Raw genomic sequence first — 18,742 nt, forward strand, 5'->3', positions numbered from 1 at the left:
CGTTATTTTGCCCCATCCATGGAGCTTTGTTTAGTTTTATCCGCTTGAGGCAAACGCCCTTTTGCATTCGAAATTTTTAATACCACCGCGTTTGGCCATTTGTTATTCGTGTAGAATCGTTGGCCATTCACCGCGCTGATGGTCAATCCGAGCGGGCTGGCACTGACATAGGTTTTGGCATCAAAATCCTGCTTGTATTCTACGAGGTCGCTTTTGTAACCCAAAATTTCCACCTGCGTTTTCTCGTTTCCAAGCACATTGGAAAGCACGAAATTCTTCCGTTCCCCGTATTTCCAATCGTCCGGTGAAGTGCGCAAAACGAAAGCATAAATATATTTCTCATCGTTGGATTGCGTATACCAAACGCCTTCTTCTTTGATTATTGGCATGGGTTTCACGGCATAAATTGCCTCGGAATAAGCGAAGTTCCACAGCGCGATTTCGCGTAGAATGGCTTCCTGCTCGATCTGAATTTCGCCGTTGGGTTTAGGGCCTACATTTAACAAGAAGTTTCCGCCTTTCGCCCGGATTTCCGCCAACATATTGATAACCGTTGTCCCGGATTTCTGCGGATCGTTGGTGGGTTTGTATTGCCAATCTGTCCCCATCGTATAACATGCCTCCCAGGGTCTCGGCAGCGAAGCATTGGGGGTTGTTTGTTCCGGCGTTTTCATCGCGTCGCGGGTGATGACTAAATCCGGATTGATCGACCAGGCAAATTCGCGTAGACCATCGCCGGGGCCGTCGATGAACAGGATGTCGATTTTCCCGTATTGGGTTAATAATTCTTTGAGTTGGGCTTTATCATATTCCATCAAACCGGGATTGGTCTTCGGATAATGGGCTGGGTCTTGTGCTCTGCCGATGGGCTGTTTGTGCGTATGTAAATAGTAAAAATCATCGGGTGAAAAATAGATTCCCACGGCGATACCTTCGGCGCGGAAAGCCTCTACGATTTCTTTTGTGATGTCTCGTTTGAAAGGCGTATTCATCACATTAAATGGGGTCGTTTTGGTCTGGAACATCGCAAAACCCGCATGGTGTTTGGCCGTAAAAACGACGTATTTCATGCCGGCGAGTTTGGCAAGCTTCGCCCAGTTTTTAGGATTAAACTGTTCCGGATTAAAATAGCCCGGAAGCTCTTGAATGTATTTATTGACGTATTCGTCGGAAGCCCCCGCAAGCGAGTGGCTTATCACAGCTCCTAAACTGACATCCACATTCCAGTGAATAAACATCCCGAAACCCAGGTCTTGAAACCAATTGACGCGGTCTGTTTTATTCGTCGTTTGTTGGGCAAAGGCCGTGAAACTGAGGAGGATAAGGAGGAAAATCTTTTTCATATGAATAAAAGTTGGTTCAAGGATAAATCTACCGTTCTAATTTTTATAAATTCTTTATATCATTTAGTTTAGATTTGTTTCATGAAATTAAAGTTATCTCATCAAATTTCATTAGTCTTGGCGTCTGTGGGGCTTTGTTCAGGCATTTGTTACTTGTTTGAATCTTATTTAGGCTATCATGCTGTGGCGCTAATTTTGTTAGTGCTTACTTCCCTGATAGCGACTTCTTTTGATATAGTACCCGTTGTCTTGGCAGCAACTTTAAGTGCCTTAACTTGGAACTTCTTTTTTATTCCGCCTCGATTTACCTTTCATATTTCTTATTCTGAGGACTTATTACTTTTTCTTTTGTATTTCTTCATCGCATTAGTGAATGGATTATTGACTGTTAAGATTCGAGAGGCTGAAGCCAAAGCACGGGATAAGGAAGAAAAAGAGGTGACAATCTCCCTATATAACACACTTTTGAATTCCCTTTCACATGAATTAAGGACTCCCATTGCAACGATTATTGGGGCCGTTGACACCTTGAAAGATGCAGAAATGTCATTAAATGAGGACCAAAAGGTCTCCTTATTCCAGGGAATTGAGTCAGCTAGTTTACGACTTAATCAGCAGGTAGAAAATTTGTTGAATATGAGTCGGCTGGAATCTGGAGAATTGAAGTTATCCTTGGATTGGGTAGACATTGAATCCTGGATTTTTTCAGTTAAAAATAAGTTTTTGGGCAAATGTGCCACGGTTGAAATTCAGATACATTTGGAGGAAGGCCTGCCCTTGTTTCAATTGGATGTCGGATTAATGGATCAATTGATGGATAATTTGTTAACCAATTCCGTGCAATACGGTACGAGTCATCCAGTTATTCGAATTGAGGTGGGAATAAAAAAAGAGCAATTGGAAATACTACTTTCAGACAATGGACCCGGATTTCCTGAAGAACATATTCCATTCGTTTTTGATAAATTTTACCGGCTACCCGCTTCAAAAGCTGGAGGTACAGGCCTTGGTTTATCGATCGTCAAAGGTTTTATCGCGGCACACCAGGGAAGCATTGAATTAAACAATTTACCTAAAGGTGGCTGTCAATTTTCAGTGTTAATTCCTGCGCCCACTTCCTACATAAACTTGTTGAAGCATGAATAAATCGACCGTACTTATTATCGATGACGAGAGCTCTATTCAGAAGCTATTGCAAATTATTTTGGAGAGTCATGATTTTAAAGTCATTCAAGCGACAAGTGGTTTGGAGGGTTTAAAATTAGCTGCTAGTCACCTTCCGGATGTTATTTTGTTGGACCTTGGTTTGCCGGATATTTCTGGGCATGAAGTTTTACTACAATTAAAGGATTGGTTTTCTAAATCTGTGATTATGCTATCTGTGCAAAACTCCGAAAACGATATTGTTCAAGCTTTGGACAACGGGGCGACAGATTATTTAACAAAGCCATTTCGAACAGGAGAGTTAATTGCACGGATTCGTGCGGCTATTAGACGGAATGCAACGGATCAAAAAACGGCGCAATGGACTTTTCATCAATTGCGTATTGATTTAGTTGCTCGAGTAGTTTGGAAAAATGACCAAGTTGTCAAATTGACCCAAACGGAGTTTAACTTACTTGTATTTTTTGCTAAAAACGAGGGGCGTGTGCTTACGCACCAACAGCTGTTAAAAGAAATTTGGGGGGTGGGTTCGCAAATGGAAACCCAATATTTACGGGTATTTGTAGGAACGCTTCGAAAGAAAATAGAAGACAATCCTAATCAGCCAGAACACCTCATCACGGAAAATGGCGTAGGTTACCGTTTTCAGGCCTAGTCTTTATTTTTTCTTTATAGCTTTGCCATACATCTTTATGGTTGCCTCATCTTAATCGATGCAATTTTGTTCCATAGAATTTAACGACATGGAACAGACACATTCAAGTACCTCAAAGAAAATTACAGCAGCCTCTCTTTTAGTTGCCTTAGGGATTATTTATGGAGACATTGGGACAAGCCCGCTCTACGTATTCAAAGCCGTGATGGGGGAAAGACCTATCGAAGAGGTGTTAGTCTTTGGAGGAATCTCCTGTATTTTTTGGACCCTCGTTTTCCAAACAACTATCAAATATATTTGGCTCACCTTGCAGGCGGATAATCAAGGGGAGGGAGGGATTTTTTCCCTGTATGCACTTGTTCGAAGACACGGGAAAAATCTTGTCATACCGACTATTTTAGGAGCGACTACTTTGCTTGCGGATGGAATTATTACACCTCCTATTTCGGTAGCATCAGCTGTAGAAGGATTAGCGATGGTTCCCGGATTTAAGCACATACCTACCGTTCCAATTGTTATTGCGATTCTGTCGGTCTTGTTTTTTGTGCAACGATTTGGTACCCAAAAAGTAGGAGGGGCTTTTGGGCCCATTATGGTGATTTGGTTTACGATGCTATTTGTAATGGGAATTAACCAAGTGCTTAAACACCCAGAAGTATTACAAGCATTAAATCCCTATTTTGCTTATCAATTATTAACGCAATATCCACAAGGGTTTTGGTTGTTAGGGGCGGTCTTTTTGGCGACTACGGGTGCTGAAGCCTTGTATTCTGACCTTGGTCATTGCGGTGTAAAAAATATTCGAATTACTTGGGCTTTCGTAAAGACCTGTTTAGTCACTAATTATTTGGGTCAAGCAGCATGGATTTTGCATCAAGGCCAACAGGTATTAAATGGCCGAAACCCATTTTATGAACTGATGCCTTCTTGGTTCTTAATTTTTGGGGTGATAATTGCCACGATGGCAACAATCATAGCATCCCAGGCATTAATTAGTGGGAGTTTTACGATGATAAATGAAGCGGTCAATCTGAATTTTTGGCCTCGAGTTACTGTACGTCAACCCACGGAACTAAAGGGTCAAATATTTATTCCAAGTGTCAATAATATTTTGTGGTTTGGTTGTGTGCTCATGATTCTTTATTTCCAATCGTCTTCGCATATGGAAGCGGCGTATGGATTTTCAATCACGGTAGCCATGATGATGACAACCTATTTATTGGGGTATTTTTTAAGCTATAAACTTAAATGGAACCGGATTTATGTCTTTAGTTTGATGCTGCTTTTTGCCGCGATTGAATGTTCGTTTTTCATTGCAAATGTGGCAAAAATCAAAGAGCGCTGGATGTTTTTATTCTTTGAGCTATTCATTTTCATGACCATGTACATTTGGTTTTACGCGCGCAAAATCAATAATCGCTTTACAAAGTTTGTTGACCTAGGACGCTATGTCCAACAAATTAATGAATTAAGTGGCGATGTTGAAATTCCAAAGTTTTCGACGCACTTGGTTTATATGACCAAAGCAAATCACCGGCAGGATATTGAAGAGAAAATTGTTAAATCAATCTTTGCCAAAAAACCCAAACGCGCCGATGTTTATTGGTTTTTGCACATCAATCGAACAGAAGAACCCTATACGCTAGCTTATTCTGTCAACGAATTAATCGATGATAAGGTCATCAAGATCAATTTAAAAGTAGGTTTCCGAATTCAACCCAAAACTGAATTTTACTTTAAAAAAATTGTTCAAGATTTGGTCAAAAACAAAGAACTCAATTTGCACATCCGACCTGATGGATCGACGAAATACAATGCGGAGCCTGATTTTAAGTTTGTTGTCATTGAGAAATTCTTGTCCGTAGAAAATGAATTTAGTTTGCGTGAAGGCTTGTTGCTAAATTCGTATTTTTGGTTGAAACGCATGGGCCAAAGAGACGAAAAGGCTTTTGGTTTAGATAAATCCGACGTGGAACTTGAATTCGTTCCGTTGGTTTATCAACCGATTGGTGATATTCGTTTGAGACGAATACAATGATTAAAGGATTGCTCTTAAGTTTAATGGTTGCATCAGCTTTTGGCCAGGCTGATACCTTACATTATTCGTTTGGCGCCTATGCTGAAACCTATTATGGTCATTCACTTACGAATCCTCAGGCTGATGAAAAGTCGGCCTTGTTTTATAACCATACAACGTTAAATCAACCGGCTGTCAACTTAGGTTTAATCGAATTTTCGGCGTCTAATTCGAAGTGGACTATTCGTGGCGATTTCATGCTGGGCACCTATTCGCAGAAAAACTTGGCCGCGGAACCGGGCATGTTGAAAAATATATACCAACTCAATGCCACATTAGCGTTATCACCAAAGCATCAATTGATGCTGGGCATTATGCCATCCCACATTGGCTTGGAATCAGCCAAAAACTGGGAAAATCCAAGTTTTACGCGAAGCTATATCGCCGAAAATTCGCCGTATTATGAATCGGGATTAGCGTGGGTTTACAGTCCGAGCCAACGTGTGAACCTGAAGCTATTTGCCTTAACCGGTTGGCAAACGATGCACAAATTCCGGCCGGCCTTAGGGACACAGTTAACAATTGAAAATGCCAAAGGCATTCGATTTAATTCCAGTGGCTTTATCGGAGATGAAGGCAAAGGCCTGCGTGTTTTTTACGATAACTATGTTCAAATACCGCTTTCTTCTTCTGTAAGTTGGACGTTGTGCGAGGATGTGGGTTTTGAGTCAGGAAATTTTTGGCATGGCGGATCCACATTTCTTACTTGGCAAGTCAGACCCGCGTTGAAGTTGGCAGGTCGTTTGGAATATTATACTGACACCAAGGCGATTATTTTGGCTGAATCATTTTCAGACTTGTCTCAATCTTTGTCGGCGGATTACCAACTAACATCCTGGGGAATGCTACGGACGGAATGGAAACATTCGGAGAAATGGGGGAATGAAGTGCTATTGGGGCTGTTATTCAACGTTTCTAGCAATTGAAAACCGCGTTTTATGGGATAATTAGGTGCTTTAACTATATTTGCACAAACAAAATTCGAGCACTATGATTATTGAACCTAGAATGAGAGGGTTTATCTGTTTGACATCGCATCCAAAAGGCTGTGAGAAAAACGTTTTAAATCAAATTGACTATGTGAAGTCCAAAGGCAAAATTGCTGGGGCGAAAAAAGTGCTCGTGATTGGAGCCTCTACAGGTTTTGGTTTAGCCTCTCGGATAACAAGTGCATTCGGATCGGATGCCGCGACGATTGGCGTTTTCTTTGAAAAAGCACCTGCAGAAGGCAAAACAGCTTCTCCAGGATATTACAATAGCCTTGCTTTCGAAGCAGCAGCAAAAAATGCGGGTCTTTATGCCAAAAGCATTAATGGCGACGCATTCTCAAACGAAGTAAAAGCACAAACGATCGACTTAATCAAGGCGGATTTAGGCCAAGTGGATTTAGTGATCTACAGCTTAGCTTCTCCTGTGCGTCAACACCCTGTTACGGGCGTGTTGCATCGTTCGGTGTTAAAACCTATCGGCGATACATTTTCCGATAAGACGGTTGATTTCCACACAGGGAATGTTTCCGAGGTGACGATTACGCCTTGTAACGATGAAGATATTGCAAACACGGTTGCCGTGATGGGCGGGGAAGATTGGCAGATGTGGATGGACGCATTATTGAGCGCAGGTGTTTTATCAGAAGGTGCGATGACGGTTGCCTATTCGTACATTGGTCCAAAAGTAACTGAGCCAGTTTACCGCAAAGGAACAATCGGAATGGCGAAAGACCATTTAGAATCAACAGCGTTCAAGATTACAGAAGATTTAGCCAAAATTGGCGGGAAAGCATTTGTATCCGTAAATAAAGCTTTGGTTACCCAAGCAAGTTCAGCGATTCCAGTGATTCCATTGTACATCTCATTGCTTTACAAAATCATGAAAGCCAAAGGAACGCACGAAGGCTGCATCGAGCAAATCCAACGCCTTTTCAGCGCGCGTCTATATACGAACGGTTCGATTCCTGTGGATGAGAAAGGTCGTATTCGCATCGACGATTGGGAAATGGACGAAGCGGTTCAAAAAGAAGTGGCTGAATTGTGGAAAGGAGCTACGACGGAAAACTTACCTTCGATTGGTGACTTGAATGGTTATAAATCGGATTTCTTAAACTTATTTGGATTTGGTTTTGATGGCGTGGATTATGCCGCGGAGGCCAACGAAATGGTGGAGATTCCGGGGTTGATTACCGTAGAAAAATAAATAGGAAAGCCAATCGTCAACAGACGGTTGGCTTTTTTTTCATATTCCAACAAATGAATCAGCGATTTTATCTCTCAATCATTTTATTACTCTTGTGTTTTAGCGTGATGTCTAAGCCTTCAACCATCAAAATTTCTATTGGAGCAAAAGCTTTCTATGCCACATTGAAAGAAAGTGAAAGTGTTAACGCTTTTATCAAGCAGTTGCCTTTGACCTTATCCATGGAGGAGTTGAATGGAAATGAAAAATACGCAGAATTAAAGTATCCCTTACCTACTCAGGCAGAATCCATAGGTAAAATTCAGACCGGTGATTTATTGTTATATGGGAATAATGTCCTGGTTCTTTTTTATGAATCGTTTGCTACGCCCTATCGTTATACCCGTTTGGGTCACGTGCATGATACCTTAGGACTGTCGAAAGCCTTGGGCGCGGGTAATTGTCAAGTATTATTTGAAGCTAATCCCTGAGTGATGACAATTTTCGAGCGCATGCGTGCCGGCGGAATTATTCCGCACACAGATCCACAATGGGCGGAGGTTTGGAAAATTGTCAATCAAACCATCGCACTTTCAGCAAAGTTGAATTCCTCGGGCAATGTCGACGATATTCGAGCTATTTTATCTGAAATCTTAGGCCAAAGCATTGATCCCTCGACAACGGTATTAGCTCCTTTTTCTACCAATTTTGGCAAGCATACCACAATCGGGAAAAACGTGTTCATCAACCACGGTTGTTCGTTTTTAGACTTAGGAGGTATTACGATTGAGGACGATGTGTTGATTGGGCCGCAAGTGAAAATCGTCACAGAGAATCATCCTGTGGATCCGTTGCAGCGCAAAAGCTTGGATGTGAAGGCCGTTCACATTGGAAAAAATGTATGGCTAGGTGCTGGAGCCATTGTATTGCCGGGTGTTACGATAGGTGAAAATTCCATCGTAGCGGCAGGCGCTGTGGTGACGAAAGACGTTCCTGCGAACACGATTGTAGGTGGCGTTCCGGCTAAGTTCATTAAATCAATTTAACGACCGATACTCATTCGGCGTTTGTCCCACGCGTTGCTTGAACAAGCGCGTGAAATGTTGCGGGTATTTAAAGCCCATCTCAAAGGCAATTTCATTGATGGTTTTATCCGTATCAAAAACGCGGTTTTTCGCCACGTCGATGGTCTTGTTTTGGATGTAATCTTTGGCCGTTAATCCCGTTTCTTTTTTGATCAAATCGCCAAAATAATTCGCGGATAAATGTAGCTCATTCGCAAAATAACTCACGGATGGAATGCCGCTTACTTGGGCTTGATCGGATTCAAAATACTGATTCATGAGGGTTTCAAAACGCTCCAAAATGCCTTTGTTCACATGCTCCCGCGTGATGAATTGACGATCGTAGAACCGTTGGCAATAACCTAAAAACAATTCGATATTCGAGACAATTAATTTCTTGCTGTGCTTGTCAATAGGCTGTTTAAGTTCGAATTCGATTTTGGCAAAACAGTCCAACATCATTTGACGCTCATCTTCGGATAGGTGCAGCGCCTCGTGCGATTCGTAATGAAAGAATTTATAGTGCGAAATGCTTCTCCCTAGGTTTGTTCCGATGAGTAAATCCGGATGAAAAACAAGTCCATGTCCTTGCGGCTGGTAAGGAATTTTGAGATTCGGCACTTCTGCCACTTGTCCCGGAGCAAAGAAAACCAAAGTTCCCGCCTGATAATCGTAGGTATGCTTTCCATAGCGAATGTCCCCACATTTCACATCCTTTAAAATGATGCTATACAAGCCATATTGAAATCGGATGGTATCTGCATCGCCCCAATCACGTACGTTGGCTTTGGAATAATCCAACACAGACACGAGCGGATGTAGCGTCTTGTGATTGTTATTTTGATTGTATTCGTCGATGTTATTAACCTGAATCGTTTTTTCCATGGGATTAGCTTGAACGAACGAATTTACCAATTATCTGATACGCATGTACTTCAACAATATCGAATCCGTAAAAATGGTAGAAATCCCCGGAATTTATCTACGTTGCATTCTCTGCATTCGATGCAATTTTGCGGCATATCAAAAATACCTATGAAATCTATTCTTTTATTCGTGAGCCTTTCGCTCGTAACGCTTTCTTCCACATTCGCTCAAAGTGCTGAAGAACAAACTTTAATCCAATTGTCGATGGACAAATGGCAATGGATGTCCGACAAAGACGTGGACAAGCTTGACAAATTATTCGATGCCAAAGCCAAATTCGTTCATATGAGCGGAACCTGGAAGAAGGACGAGGAATTAGACATCATCAAAACGGGTCGTATTTGGTACAAGAAAGCGACAGTGAAGGATACAGCCGTGGAGATTTCGGGTAATACCGCGATTGTGTGGAATCGTATTACCTTGGACGCGGTCGTTCGGGAACAAGTAGCAGTTACGGAATTCACTGTGACGGAGGTATATCAAAAACAAGGCAAGGATTGGAAAATGCTTGCACTGACGTTTAGCAGCGTGCGCGATACCCACCAAATCAAGCATTAATCTTGTTTGAAAAGTATAATTATTGATTGGATTGATTATCTATATTTGCTTCGATTCTTTTAAATCACCTAGACTATGATCAAGAAATATTCCGTTCGCATTAACAAGAAAGTCCACCAGGTAGAGGCGGACGAAAACATGCCCCTTTTGTGGGTGCTCCGAGATATTCTCGGCATGGAAGGCACTAAATATGGGTGTGGCGTGGGCTCCTGTGGGGCATGCACGGTGCATTTAAATGGAAGTGCGGTTCGCTCTTGCCAACTACCGATTTCAGCTTTGGCAGGGATGGAAATCACGACCATCGAAGGTTTATCTTTAAAGGGGGATCACCCTGTTCAGAAAGCGTGGTTGGACGTTGACGTCGCGCAATGCGGCTACTGTCAATCAGGCCAAATCATGAGTGCCGCAGCGCTCTTGAAAAGCACACCCAACCCTACGGAAGAAGATATTGAGAACTTCATGACCGGCAATATTTGTCGGTGCGGAACCTATACCCGTATCAAAAAAGCCATCCAACAAGCCGCAGCGAAATCATGAAAAAGACAGAAACTAATTACAGCAGACGTTCGTTCTTAAAAGTATCATCGCTTTCCGGAGGAGGCATGATGCTCGGTATTTCTTGGTTCGCGAGTGCAAAACCCGTGGAATCGCTCGGTGAATTGAACATCGAACCCGTATGGCAAGAGGTGACTAGTTTCATCAAAATTGCGTCGGATAATTCGATTAAAATATTCTCTCCCAATCCAGAATTTGGCCAAAACGTGATGACTTCTTTACCGATGTTGATCGCCGAGGAATTGGATGTGGATTGGAAGCAAGTGGAGGTGGAACAGGGTAATTATGACCCGAAAGCTTTCCCGCGTCAGTTCACAGGCGGTAGTCAAGGCGTTCGCATGGCATGGAAACCGTTGCGGACAGTGGGGGCTGCAGCCCGACAAATGATATTGAATGCAGCGAGCCAGGCATGGAATTTGCCTGTGTCGGAGTTAACGACCTCGAACGGTTTGGTGACACATGCGTTTAGTGGTAAGTCAGAGAGCTACGGAACCTTTGCGGAGGCAGCTTCGAAATTACCCGTGCCTAAGGATATTGTCTTAAAAGGAAATCAATCTTTCCGGTTATTAGGAACGCCACAAAAGAATGTGGTGGGGCCTAAAATCGTGCAAGGAAAACCTTTGTTTGGTTTGGATTACCGCGAGGCGGGCATGTTATATGCCATGACGGAACGTCCACCGGCTTTCGGGATGCAATTGAAATCCTTCGATGCGACCGCGGCGAAAAAGATGCCGGGCATCGTGGATATTTTCCCAATCAAGGTCTACAATGACGATCACAAATTTGCGGGTTTTGATACACGTTCCTTCAATGAGGTTATTGCCGTCGTGGGTAAATCTACCTGGGATGTCATGAATGCGCGCAAGAAAATAAAAGCGGTTTGGGAGGTGGCACCAGAGAGAAAAGAGATGGGACAAAATAACCAAGCAAGAATTGTCCCTTCAGGCTTAGAAAGTACAAAAACGCAATACGCGCAAATGCTTGAAATGGACAAAAAACCAGGCAAAATTGAGCGTCGAGATGGGGACCCAGAAAAAGCCTTTGCAGAGGCCAAACACATCATCGAGCGAACTTATACCGCGCCGTTTTTAGCCCATAACATTATGGAGCCAACGAATGCTTTTGCACATTTCGTGGGTGATAAGGTACGTTTTGTTGCTCCGATTCAAATTCCTGAGATGATGGTGCCTTCCATGGTGGCTCGACTAGGAATCCCTAAAGAAAATATCTCGATTGAATTAGCTCGTATGGGTGGCGGTTTCGGTCGGCGAGCTTACGGTCATTACATGATCGAAGCAGCCCTAATCTCAAAGCAAGTAAACGCTCCGGTGAAATTAATTTACATGCGAGAAGATGATGTAAGTGGGGGTAATTATCGTCCATTATATCAATTGACCTATCGAGCAGCCTTTGATGAGAACAAGAAATTGATTGCATTTCATGCGAAAGGAGGAGGCGTTCCGGAATCCCCATTACATGCAAATCGTTTTCCAGCAGGAGCCATTGATAATTATTTGGCGGAGAGCTGGTTGATTCCATCGAATATTACGATTGCTGCTTTCCGCGCACCGCGTTCTAATTTTAATGCAGCGGCGGAACAATCGTTCTTGGATGAGATTTCGGAATACATGGGCAAAGACCCAATTGCCTTCCGTTTGGAATTATTGCAACGTGCGAAAGACAATCCGGTTGGAAAAACCAACGATTACGACGCGAGCCGTTACATGGGCGTATTGGAATTAGTTCGCGATAAATCGGGCTGGGGAAAACCGGAAAACGCGGGTAAAAAACGCGGGGTTTCGGCGTATTTCTGCCACAATTCTTATGCAGCGCAGGTCATTGATTTGCAGGTGAAGGGCGATCAAGTGACGGTCGACCAAGTAACTACGGCACTAGATTGCGGTGTTGTCGTGAATCCTGAGGGAGCGAAAAACATGGCCGAAGGTGCAGCTATCGACGGAATTGGCAATGCCTTATTTGGTCAGTTGACTTTAACAGATGGTAAAACGGATCAAAAGAATTTCGATACCTACCGCATGATTCGCCACAATGAGGCACCGAAGAAAATCGACGTGCATTTTGTGAAGAATGAGATTGACCCTACGGGTCTTGGCGAGCCGCCATTCCCTCCGGTTTTTGCTGCGGTGGCGAATGCGTTGTACAAGGCGACGGGAAAACGTTTTTACCAACAACCTTTTCAACCTCAATTAAAAGCTTAAATGGAATTTGTTACGTTAAATAATGGAGTGAAGATGCCCATCTTGGGCTTTGGTGTGTTTCAAATTCCAGATCCTGCCGCGTGCGAGCAGGCTGTTTTAGATGCGATTTCGGTCGGATATCGGTCCATTGATACCGCCGCTTCTTATGGAAATGAGGAGTCGGTGGGTCGGGCGATTGCCGCTTCTGGCGTGGATCGCAAGGAGCTGTTTATTACCACCAAATTGTGGATTCAGAGCCAAGGCTACGAGGGAACTTTGCAGGCATTTGAGCAATCGATGCAGAAATTAGGCCTGGATTACTTGGACCTTTATTTGATTCATCAGCCGTATGGCGATGTGTTTGGCGCGTGGCGCGCGATGGAAAAATTGTACAAAGAAGGTCGCATTCGGGCCATTGGAATTAGTAATTTCCAGCCGGATCGCGTCATGGATTTGATGGTTCATACGGAGATTGTGCCGGCGGTGAATCAGCTGGAGACGCATCCTTTCCAACAGCAAATCGCGAATCAAGCCTTTATGCAAGAGAACAACATTCAGATCGAATGCTGGGCCCCTTTTGCGGAAGGGAAGAATGGGATGTTTACCAATGAACTGTTAGGTGCTATCGCGGCAAAACATAACAAATCCATTGCACAGGTCATCTTGCGCTGGTTGGTTCAACGGGGCGTCGTGACGATACCTAAAACGGTGAGTCGGGAACGAATGGCGGAGAATTTTAACATCTTCGACTTTCAATTAAGCGAGGCCGAAATGGCGCAAATCCAAACACTCGATACGCAGACATCTAGCTTTTTCGATCACCGGGATCCGGTGATGGTGAAATGGCTAGGGGAGCGTAAACTATAAATTATCTGAAAAGGGCTGCCGGTAATGTCTTTTGCCGGTGGCCTGATACAGGGCATTCGCCAATGCGCCAAAAACCGGTGGATAGGCTGGTTCGCCCATACCGGTGGGATCGATTTCGTTCTTCACAAAATGTACCTCAATTTTCTTCGGCGCTTCATGGTGTCGAATCATCCGATACGTATCAAAGTTAGAACTCTGTGGCACCCCTTTCTCAATCGTCATTTTGCCAAACATCGCCGCACCAATCCCATCTACAATTCCTCCTTCTGATAGGTTTTTAGTTCCATCGGGGTTGATGACAATGCCACAATCGACCGCACAAACCACATTTTGAACGACGGGAGCTCCATCTTTCATCTCCAAATCGAGCACATGAGCCGCATAGGAATCATGGCAGAAATAGGCCGAAACCCCACGTTTTTTACCTGCGTTTTCAGGTTTGCCCCAACCGGATTTATCGCGAACTAATCGCAATACTTCCGCATAGCGTTCCGGTTCGTATTCGTTGTTTTTGCCCACGGGTTTATCCTTTGCCCGCTGCAATAATTCCAAGCGGAAATCAATGGGATCTTTGCCCGCAAATTCAGCTAATTCATCCAGGAAGGATTGTTCTGCCGCGGCCATGAAATTGGAACGTGGTGCGCGGAATGAGCCTACGGTAATGTTGCTGTCGATGGTCCAGTCTTCGGCTAAATAATTGTCGACCGCCCCAGCTGGGAATCTATTTGGATATAAAGGTGATTCCGGGATACCTCCCGCTTTGACGTGAAAACCAATCATTTGATTATTCGCATCTAACGCCGCGCGGTAGGTTGCTGTATAGGTAGATCGGTAAATGCCCGCAGTCATGTCGTCCTCGCGGGAGTAGATGAGCTTGATGGGCGCTTGAACTTGTTGGGAAATCAAGGCTGCCTCGACCAACCAGTGGGAATACGATCGCCGACCGAATCCGCCGCCTAAGCGCGTCATTTTAATGTCGATATTTTCGAGTGGAATGCCGATGCGTGCGGAAAGCGTTTGTTCACTGAATTCCGGTTTTTGTAAGGGTCCAGCTAAACTCGCTTTATCCTTCGTCACATGGGCGAAAAAATTCATCGGCTCCATGCAATTATGTGCCAAATAAGGGCCATAATAGGTCTTTTCTAAGACTTTCGTTGCATTTTTAAAGGCGGATTCGATGTCGCCATCCTTGCGTCTAACTGTTCCAGGAACGTCTTTTTTCGCGGCCATTTGTGCCTCATGTACGGAGGTGCTTTCGAGGCCAGCGGGGACATTTTCGGTTATTTTCCGACCGAGCATGTCGCGTTTTTGGGTATAGGATGCAAAAGGTGTCCATTCAACTTGTAAGACTTTTTTAGCTTGCATCACTTCCCAAGTGCTCCGTCCTACAATTGCGACTATTTCCGGGAAAGTGGTCGTATCGAAGAAGGTTTTTTCGTAACCTTCGTTGTATAGTTTGATGGGGAAAACTGCTTTGATGCCAGGCATTTTTAAGGCTTTTGACGCATCAAAAGAGGCTAATTTCATGCCAAAAGCGGGTGGGTGTGCCACCATCGCGAACAGCATGCCAGGGACGCGGGTATCGATGCCGTAAAGCGGTTGGCCTGTTACAATTTTTCGTATATCAACCTGTTGTTTGGAATGGCCGATGATCTGGAAGTCTTTCACCGACTTCAATGTAATATTCGCAGGTACGGGAATCGTCGCAGCCAAAGCAGCCATTTGACCATACGTAGCGGTTTTTCCGGAAGCTGAGTGACTTAATACACCGGCTTTTGTGCTAATTTCTGCCACAGGAACTTGCCATTGTTGGGCCGCAGCCTCCTTGAGCATTTGTCGGGCCGTAGCCCCCGCCATCCGTAAGGGTTTCCAACCTTGATGAATCGCTTGACTTCCGCCGATGAACTGACGGGTAAAATGTTTGGTATCTAAATCTGCCTGAATAACCTCTACTTGTTTCCAATCCACATCCAATTCCTCCGCCACGATCATGGGCATGGAAGTCTTTACGCCTTGTCCGCCTTCGGGGTTGGGGGACATGATTTGGATTCGATTATCGGCTAAAATCTTGACAAAACCATTGAGCTCGATGGGCTGCGAGCCCGGTGCTGCTTGTGCATGGGCTTGCGATAAAAAGGAGAAGCTAAGTAAAAATCCTCCGCCGCTGAGGGCTGAGGCCTTTAAGAAGTCTCTCCGGTTTAGGTTCGATGGCTTTTTCATGGCAAGAGGTTTATCAAGGGGATAAAGTAAAGGAACCTAGGCGAGAAAAAGAAATATATTTTACGGGTATTTCTACCAAAATTACGGATGTAAACAAGGCAATTTTGCTAATCCCTAAATCTGAATGTCCTCCGGCTTGATGTGCTGGATTTTGCCGTCACGGAAAACGACGAGTGGGGTGCCTGTTTTCTTTTTCAAAGCAACTAAATAGGCGGGAATTTTTGATATTCCTTTCATGATACGGTCAAAATCATCATTTGATGAGCTTACAAGTTTCTTTTTAGGAGCAGCCATGTTGGGTTGTCGTTTATGTTGATTGGATGATTCAATCGTTTACTGGCAATAAGACTAAGTACGGCATTTGATGAATCAAATATCATGAAATTGTCTACGATGGGCAAGTAGATTTGGAATAAATTCTTAATTCCAGCAGAATATCGTCTTTCAATAATATCAGCAGGTATATGGTGTCCGCCACTTTTTACACGATATATTACACGTTCTTGAGCTAATTCAATGGAATTCAGCCAAAAGTATAACAAAGTCACTTCGTAATGTTTTTTTTGAGCTTGTTTTATGATGTGTTGGTAGGACTTTGCAGCAAGTGTGGTTTCAAAACAGAAGGTTTTACCAGCCTCAATTAAGTTCTGAATTTCAGAAAGCATTACTCTTCCTGCTAAGATAGCTACGGAATCAGGATTGAAAGGGGAAATTAATTTAGCGATGTCATCTGCATTGACGAATTCTTTGCATGAAATCAATTCGGGTAGCACTGTTACAGATGCTGTAGACTTTCCTGCCCCATTACACCCCGCCAAAATATACAATCGCTTGCTCATGGCATAAATCTACGCCTGAATGAGCTTCGTTGTTATTCGATTTTGTGGATTATCAAGTAGTTGATAAAATATCGAATTTCATTAACACATCCCGCTGTGCATCATCACCTAATTGAAAGATATGTTCCCCAAATTTCACAAATCCCTGCTTCTGATAAAATCGAATCGCCCGCGGATTTTCTTCCCAAACACCTAGCCAGATATATGGGGCCTTGCGTGTCTGCGCGATGCTTAAAGCTTGTTGGTAAAGTAATGCGCCCACTTGCGTTCCGTGGTATTGCTGAAGCACATAAATGCGTTCGATTTCCAGGGCATTGGGGTCCTGATTTTCGCTTTGCGCATCCCCCCAATTCACTTTTAAATAACCTATCACGTCTTCTTTTTGAAGGGCAAAGTAAAACTGGGAATTATCGTTTCGGAGTTCTGCCCCGAGTTTGTCCTCTGAAAAGCCCTCTTCTAGATATGCCGCTAAATTTTCCGCTGAATTGCCTTCCGCAAAAGTTTCTACAAAGGTTTTTCGGCCGATGGCTTGTAAGGCGGCGAGGTCTAAACGGGAGGCTGGTCGGATTATGACATTCATTGATTTCAAAGATAGCGAGCTTGCCGTTTAAATAATAATCCGTTTTTGATTTCAAATAATTTTCCAAATTGCATACATGACAGCATCACGCAAAACATCTTTGACCGCGGGTATATTATACCTATTGACCTTTATTTCGATACCGACCTTGTCGCTTTATCACGAAATTCACCAACCGAATTTTATCTCAAGTTCAGCGCCAGCCAGCGATGTGGTGCTCGGTGGAATCTTGGAATTGTTGATGGCATTGGCCTGCATTGGGACGGCACTCGCTTTTTATCCCGTGTTGAAGAAGCAAAATGAAAGCTTGGCTTTGGGTTTTGTGGCCGCTCGAATTTTAGAGGCAACATTGATTTTTGCCGGAGTAGCGAGTTTGTTGACCGTCTTGAATTTGCGCGCTTTAGGTGCAGAAGCACAGGTTGTGTCCCGTGGATTAGTGATGCTCTACGACCGTTTGTTTTTAATTAGCCAAAGTTTTATTCCCGCTGTAAATGGTTTACTCTTGGGTACCTTGTTATATCAAACACGTTTGGTTCCCCGCATTTTGCCTATCATCGGGATCATCGGCGCCTTTACCTTGGTGGCTGGGGATGTCGCCGTTTTGTATGGAGTATTTGATCAGCGCGCGCCCATCGCGGGTTTATCCGCTGTACCGATTGCCCTGTGGGAGTTTTCGTTGGGGCTTTATTTGACCTTCAAAGGTTTTAAAGAAAATGACCTAATTTTGGCTTCATGAAAATTGCTATCTACCAAGTTGACGCCTTCACGAAAGAACGCTTCAAAGGCAATCCTGCCGCCGTTTGTCCCTTAGCGGCCTGGCTTCCAGAAGCTGTCATGCAGCACATCGCCGCGGAGAATAATTTAGCCGAAACGGCTTTTATTGTCCCTGCGGGTGATCGTTATGAAATTCGTTGGTTCACCCCCACGGTCGAAGTGGATTTGTGCGGACACGCAACCTTAGCGAGTGCCTATGTTTTGTTTCATGAATTGGGATTTGCGGGTGACCAAATCAATTTCCTTTCTCCGCGCAGTGGCCCCTTAACCGTATCAAAAAACGGTTCTGTTTTAGCTTTGAATTTTCCCGCAGACTCCTTAACGGAATTTCCTGTTCAAGCTGAGCATGGCATCGGATTATCCCGTGCGCCTCGCCAGGTTTTCAAAGGCAAGACGGACTATCTTTTTGTCTACGATTCGGAAGCGGAAATCCGCGCCCTCCAACCGGATTTTGAGGCCTTGAAAATCCATCAAGTTCGCGGCATCATCGTGACGGCACCTGGCGAAACAACGGATTTTGTTTCACGCTTTTTCGGTCCCGCTTGTGGTGTGAATGAAGATCCCGTAACAGGTTCTGCGCACACGACCTTGACACCTTATTGGGCTTCGGTTCTTGGGAAGACTGAATTTACGGCCCGCCAACTCTCCCAAAGAACGGGCGACTTAACTTGTAAGCTGCTAGGAGATCGAGTAGAGATTGCCGGGGAGGCCGTGTTGTATTTGCGAGGCGAGATTGAAGTGTAATATGT

The 18,742-nt window shown here is 44.0% G+C and carries 19 protein-coding genes; 13 read left to right on the plus strand and 6 right to left on the minus strand.

Translation table 11 applies throughout. The features are described from left to right. Positions 1 to 2: 2 nt before the first annotated feature. Positions 3 to 1,343, minus strand: coding sequence for an alpha-L-fucosidase (locus V7S75_RS01900; protein ID WP_459510998.1), 1,341 nt, complete (start codon positions 1,341 to 1,343; stop codon positions 3 to 5). Positions 1,344 to 1,424: 81 nt separating this feature from the next. Between V7S75_RS01900 and V7S75_RS01905 the strand changes: the two genes are divergently transcribed. The 7 genes from V7S75_RS01905 to V7S75_RS01935 all read left to right on the plus strand — a co-directional run bounded on the left by V7S75_RS01905 (position 1,425) and on the right by V7S75_RS01935 (position 8,457). Further along, positions 1,425 to 2,489 (plus strand): sensor histidine kinase, encoded by a 1,065-nt coding sequence (locus V7S75_RS01905; RefSeq protein WP_459510999.1) that lies wholly within the window; start codon positions 1,425 to 1,427, stop codon positions 2,487 to 2,489. Next, a complete protein-coding gene (locus V7S75_RS01910) occupies positions 2,482 to 3,162 on the plus strand; it encodes a response regulator (protein WP_459511000.1) in 681 nt (226 codons plus the stop codon). The genes V7S75_RS01905 and V7S75_RS01910 overlap by 8 nt, the downstream gene beginning before the upstream one ends. A gap of 88 nt (positions 3,163 to 3,250) precedes the next feature. Continuing rightward, entirely contained in the window at positions 3,251 to 5,200 is a 1,950-nt protein-coding gene (locus tag V7S75_RS01915) for a KUP/HAK/KT family potassium transporter (RefSeq protein WP_459511001.1), read from the plus strand. Beyond that, positions 5,197 to 6,165 carry an outer membrane beta-barrel protein gene (locus V7S75_RS01920; protein WP_459511002.1) on the plus strand — a complete coding sequence of 323 codons (969 nt, stop codon included), beginning with the start codon at positions 5,197 to 5,199 and terminating at the stop codon, positions 6,163 to 6,165. The genes V7S75_RS01915 and V7S75_RS01920 overlap by 4 nt, the downstream gene beginning before the upstream one ends. Before the next feature lie 64 nt (positions 6,166 to 6,229). Then, on the plus strand, positions 6,230 to 7,432 hold the full coding sequence (gene fabV / locus V7S75_RS01925; protein ID WP_459511003.1) for an enoyl-ACP reductase FabV: 1,203 nt from the start codon (positions 6,230 to 6,232) through the stop codon (positions 7,430 to 7,432). A 53-nt stretch (positions 7,433 to 7,485) separates the two neighbouring features. Then, positions 7,486 to 7,902 carry a cyclophilin-like fold protein gene (locus V7S75_RS01930; RefSeq protein WP_459511004.1) on the plus strand — a complete coding sequence of 139 codons (417 nt, stop codon included), beginning with the start codon at positions 7,486 to 7,488 and terminating at the stop codon, positions 7,900 to 7,902. Between the two features lie 3 nt (positions 7,903 to 7,905). After that, positions 7,906 to 8,457 (plus strand): sugar O-acetyltransferase, encoded by a 552-nt coding sequence (locus V7S75_RS01935; RefSeq protein WP_459511005.1) that lies wholly within the window; start codon positions 7,906 to 7,908, stop codon positions 8,455 to 8,457. Here the strand turns inward: V7S75_RS01935 and V7S75_RS01940 are convergent. After that, the gene (locus V7S75_RS01940) at positions 8,449 to 9,360 is read right to left on the minus strand and encodes a helix-turn-helix domain-containing protein (RefSeq protein ID WP_459511006.1); all 912 of its coding nucleotides are present in this window, start codon (positions 9,358 to 9,360) and stop codon (positions 8,449 to 8,451) included. The two genes, V7S75_RS01935 and V7S75_RS01940, sit on opposite strands and share 9 nt — an antisense overlap. Positions 9,361 to 9,510: 150 nt before the next feature. Between V7S75_RS01940 and V7S75_RS01945 the strand changes: the two genes are divergently transcribed. The 4 genes from V7S75_RS01945 to V7S75_RS01960 all read left to right on the plus strand — a co-directional run bounded on the left by V7S75_RS01945 (position 9,511) and on the right by V7S75_RS01960 (position 13,580). Continuing rightward, positions 9,511 to 9,960 carry a nuclear transport factor 2 family protein gene (locus V7S75_RS01945; RefSeq protein ID WP_459511007.1) on the plus strand — a complete coding sequence of 150 codons (450 nt, stop codon included), beginning with the start codon at positions 9,511 to 9,513 and terminating at the stop codon, positions 9,958 to 9,960. A gap of 78 nt (positions 9,961 to 10,038) precedes the next feature. Further along, positions 10,039 to 10,497 (plus strand): (2Fe-2S)-binding protein, encoded by a 459-nt coding sequence (locus V7S75_RS01950; protein WP_459511147.1) that lies wholly within the window; start codon positions 10,039 to 10,041, stop codon positions 10,495 to 10,497. Beyond that, entirely contained in the window at positions 10,494 to 12,734 is a 2,241-nt protein-coding gene (locus tag V7S75_RS01955; RefSeq protein ID WP_459511008.1) for a xanthine dehydrogenase family protein molybdopterin-binding subunit, read from the plus strand. Before V7S75_RS01950 ends, V7S75_RS01955 begins: the two co-directional genes overlap by 4 nt. Continuing rightward, a complete protein-coding gene (locus V7S75_RS01960; protein WP_459511009.1) occupies positions 12,735 to 13,580 on the plus strand; it encodes an aldo/keto reductase in 846 nt (281 codons plus the stop codon). On the opposite strand, the gene V7S75_RS01965 is transcribed toward V7S75_RS01960, so the two are convergent. From V7S75_RS01965 to V7S75_RS01980, 4 genes are all read right to left on the minus strand, one after another. Continuing rightward, complete coding sequence (locus V7S75_RS01965; RefSeq protein ID WP_459511010.1) at positions 13,575 to 15,800, minus strand: xanthine dehydrogenase family protein molybdopterin-binding subunit; 2,226 nt, start codon at positions 15,798 to 15,800, stop codon at positions 13,575 to 13,577. The two genes, V7S75_RS01960 and V7S75_RS01965, sit on opposite strands and share 6 nt — an antisense overlap. 114 nt (positions 15,801 to 15,914) lie before the next feature. After that, entirely contained in the window at positions 15,915 to 16,037 is a 123-nt protein-coding gene (locus tag V7S75_RS01970) for a hypothetical protein (protein ID WP_377974207.1), read from the minus strand. 29 nt (positions 16,038 to 16,066) lie between these two features. Then, the gene (locus tag V7S75_RS01975; protein WP_459511011.1) at positions 16,067 to 16,639 is read right to left on the minus strand and encodes a zeta toxin family protein; all 573 of its coding nucleotides are present in this window, start codon (positions 16,637 to 16,639) and stop codon (positions 16,067 to 16,069) included. A 52-nt stretch (positions 16,640 to 16,691) separates the two neighbouring features. Beyond that, positions 16,692 to 17,219, minus strand: coding sequence for a GNAT family N-acetyltransferase (locus tag V7S75_RS01980; RefSeq protein ID WP_459511012.1), 528 nt, complete (start codon positions 17,217 to 17,219; stop codon positions 16,692 to 16,694). A gap of 76 nt (positions 17,220 to 17,295) precedes the next feature. On the opposite strand from V7S75_RS01980, the gene V7S75_RS01985 reads away from it, so the two are divergent. Together V7S75_RS01985 and V7S75_RS01990 are read left to right on the plus strand one after the other, a co-directional pair. Beyond that, the gene (locus tag V7S75_RS01985; protein WP_459511013.1) at positions 17,296 to 17,955 is read left to right on the plus strand and encodes a DUF4386 domain-containing protein; all 660 of its coding nucleotides are present in this window, start codon (positions 17,296 to 17,298) and stop codon (positions 17,953 to 17,955) included. Next, on the plus strand, positions 17,952 to 18,737 hold the full coding sequence (locus V7S75_RS01990; protein ID WP_459511014.1) for a PhzF family phenazine biosynthesis protein: 786 nt from the start codon (positions 17,952 to 17,954) through the stop codon (positions 18,735 to 18,737). Before V7S75_RS01985 ends, V7S75_RS01990 begins: the two co-directional genes overlap by 4 nt. The last annotated feature ends 5 nt before the right edge of the window (positions 18,738 to 18,742 follow it).

It is taken from the genome of Aquirufa sp. TARAVU-A1A (genome assembly GCF_054558675.1).

Bases quoted from the DNA above. Each gene is read 5' to 3' on its own strand.
- V7S75_RS01900 (WP_459510998.1), bottom strand. From the start codon at position 1,343: ATGAAAAAGATTTTCCTCCTTATCCTCCTCAGTTTCACGGCCTTTGCC.
- V7S75_RS01905 (WP_459510999.1), top strand. From the start codon at position 1,425: ATGAAATTAAAGTTATCTCATCAAATTTCATTAGTCTTGGCGTCTGTG.
- V7S75_RS01910 (WP_459511000.1), top strand. From the start codon at position 2,482: ATGAATAAATCGACCGTACTTATTATCGATGACGAGAGCTCTATTCAG.
- V7S75_RS01915 (WP_459511001.1), top strand. From the start codon at position 3,251: ATGGAACAGACACATTCAAGTACCTCAAAGAAAATTACAGCAGCCTCT.
- V7S75_RS01920 (WP_459511002.1), top strand. From the start codon at position 5,197: ATGATTAAAGGATTGCTCTTAAGTTTAATGGTTGCATCAGCTTTTGGC.
- fabV (WP_459511003.1), top strand. From the start codon at position 6,230: ATGATTATTGAACCTAGAATGAGAGGGTTTATCTGTTTGACATCGCAT.
- V7S75_RS01930 (WP_459511004.1), top strand. From the start codon at position 7,486: ATGAATCAGCGATTTTATCTCTCAATCATTTTATTACTCTTGTGTTTT.
- V7S75_RS01935 (WP_459511005.1), top strand. From the start codon at position 7,906: ATGACAATTTTCGAGCGCATGCGTGCCGGCGGAATTATTCCGCACACA.
- V7S75_RS01940 (WP_459511006.1), bottom strand. From the start codon at position 9,360: ATGGAAAAAACGATTCAGGTTAATAACATCGACGAATACAATCAAAAT.
- V7S75_RS01945 (WP_459511007.1), top strand. From the start codon at position 9,511: ATGAAATCTATTCTTTTATTCGTGAGCCTTTCGCTCGTAACGCTTTCT.
- V7S75_RS01955 (WP_459511008.1), top strand. From the start codon at position 10,494: ATGAAAAAGACAGAAACTAATTACAGCAGACGTTCGTTCTTAAAAGTA.
- V7S75_RS01960 (WP_459511009.1), top strand. From the start codon at position 12,735: ATGGAATTTGTTACGTTAAATAATGGAGTGAAGATGCCCATCTTGGGC.
- V7S75_RS01965 (WP_459511010.1), bottom strand. From the start codon at position 15,800: ATGAAAAAGCCATCGAACCTAAACCGGAGAGACTTCTTAAAGGCCTCA.
- V7S75_RS01970 (WP_377974207.1), bottom strand. From the start codon at position 16,037: ATGAAAGGAATATCAAAAATTCCCGCCTATTTAGTTGCTTTGAAAAAG.
- V7S75_RS01975 (WP_459511011.1), bottom strand. From the start codon at position 16,639: ATGAGCAAGCGATTGTATATTTTGGCGGGGTGTAATGGGGCAGGAAAG.
- V7S75_RS01980 (WP_459511012.1), bottom strand. From the start codon at position 17,219: ATGAATGTCATAATCCGACCAGCCTCCCGTTTAGACCTCGCCGCCTTA.
- V7S75_RS01985 (WP_459511013.1), top strand. From the start codon at position 17,296: ATGACAGCATCACGCAAAACATCTTTGACCGCGGGTATATTATACCTA.
- V7S75_RS01990 (WP_459511014.1), top strand. From the start codon at position 17,952: ATGAAAATTGCTATCTACCAAGTTGACGCCTTCACGAAAGAACGCTTC.